The sequence below is a fragment of the Arenibacter algicola genome (assembly GCF_018860365.1).
Lineage (GTDB): Bacteria > Bacteroidota > Bacteroidia > Flavobacteriales > Flavobacteriaceae > Arenibacter > Arenibacter algicola_B.
Map to the genome: position 1 here is coordinate 1 of NZ_JAHKPO010000019.1, position 1,766 is coordinate 1,766.

The 1,766-nt window shown below is 52.0% G+C and carries 1 pseudogene; it reads right to left on the reverse strand.

The window, feature by feature from the left end:
* Positions 1 to 1,766 (reverse strand): annotated as a pseudogene (locus KO529_RS23625) (collagen-like protein); the annotation flags it as partial.

The window sequence follows — 1,766 nt, forward strand, 5'->3', positions numbered from 1 at the left end:
TCTCCTTTGACGCCCTGGTCGCCTGTGGCTCCGGTCGCACCCGTGTCTCCTTTATCTCCTTGATCACCTTTTACACCTTGGAAACCCTGTTCTCCAGTGGCACCAGTTGCTCCGGTCTCACCTTGAATTCCTTGAGCTCCAGTTTCACCTTGAATACCCTGAATTCCTTGAGCTCCGGTTTCACCTTTCTCGCCCTGAATACCTTGAGCTCCAGTTACACCTTGGATACCCTGTTCACCAGTTGCTCCAGTTGCCCCGGTTTCACCTTGTATACCCTGTATACCTTGCTCTCCAGTAGCACCAGTATCACCCTTGTCACCCTTTTCACCTGTGGTTCCAGTTTCTCCTTGAATACCTTGGATTCCCTGAGCTCCAGTATCTCCTTTGTCGCCCTTAGCTCCAGTATCTCCTTTGTCTCCCTTTACACCCTGGATACCCTGTTCTCCGGTTGCGCCTGTAGCTCCAGTTTCTCCCTGAATACCTTGAATTCCTTGAGCTCCGGTTTCACCTTTCTCACCTTGAGCTCCAGTATCTCCCTTGTCACCCTTATCTCCTTTGTCTCCCTGGTCGCCCTTAGCACCGGTATCTCCTTTTTCACCAGTTGCGCCAGTTTCACCTGTGGCACCTGTAGCACCAGTTTCACCTGTGGCACCTGTAGCACCAGTTTCACCTTGAATACCTTGAATCCCTTGGGCTCCAGTATCACCTTTTTCACCAGTAGCACCTTTCTCACCTTGTTCACCAGTAGCACCAGTATCTCCTTTGTCTCCCTTGTCTCCAGTGGCTCCAGTTACACCTTGGATACCCTGTTCACCAGTTGCACCTGTCGCACCAGTTTCACCAGTTGCTCCAGTGGCCCCGGTTTCTCCTTGTATACCTTGAATTCCTTGAGCTCCAGTATCTCCCTTGTCACCCTTTTCACCTGTAGCTCCGGTATCACCCTTTTCGCCTGTAGCACCAGTATCACCTTTCGCACCTTGGATACCCTGTTCTCCGGTAGCACCAGTGGCTCCGGTTTCTCCTTGAATACCTTGGATTCCTTGAGCTCCTGTATCGCCCTTATCTCCTTGGTCGCCTTTGTCACCTTTTAGACCCTGAATTCCTTGCTCTCCTGTTGCTCCTGTAGCTCCGGTGGCACCAGTATCTCCTTTTTCACCAGTAGCCCCAGTTTCACCTTGAATACCCTGGATTCCTTGAGCTCCTGTAGCACCTGTTTCACCAGTAGCGCCGGTATCTCCTTTTTCACCAGTTGCGCCAGTTTCACCTGTGGCACCTGTGGCACCAGTATCTCCCTTATCTCCTCGATCTCCTTTGTCACCCTGAATACCTTGCTCTCCAGTTGCTCCTGTCGCACCAGTATCACCCTTGTCACCTTTAACTCCAGGTATACTTATACCTATAGGTCCTTGCGCACCAGTAGCACCGGTTGCTCCTGTAGCACCGGTATCACCCTTATCTCCTTTATCACCTGTTGCACCTGTAGCTCCGGTTTCACCTTTTTCACCTTGAGCTCCAGTATCTCCCTTGTCACCCTTATCTCCTTTATCACCTTTGTCACCCTGTTCACCAGTGGCACCAGTAGCGCCAGTGGCTCCTGTAGCACCGGTATCTCCTTTGACGCCCTGGTCGCCTGTGGCTCCGGTCGCACCCGTGTCTCCTTTATCTCCTTGATCACCCTTTACACCTTGGATACCCTGTTCTCCAGTAGCGCCAGTTGCCCCGGTTTCACCTTGGATACCCTGAATTCCTTGAGCTCCAGTATCTCC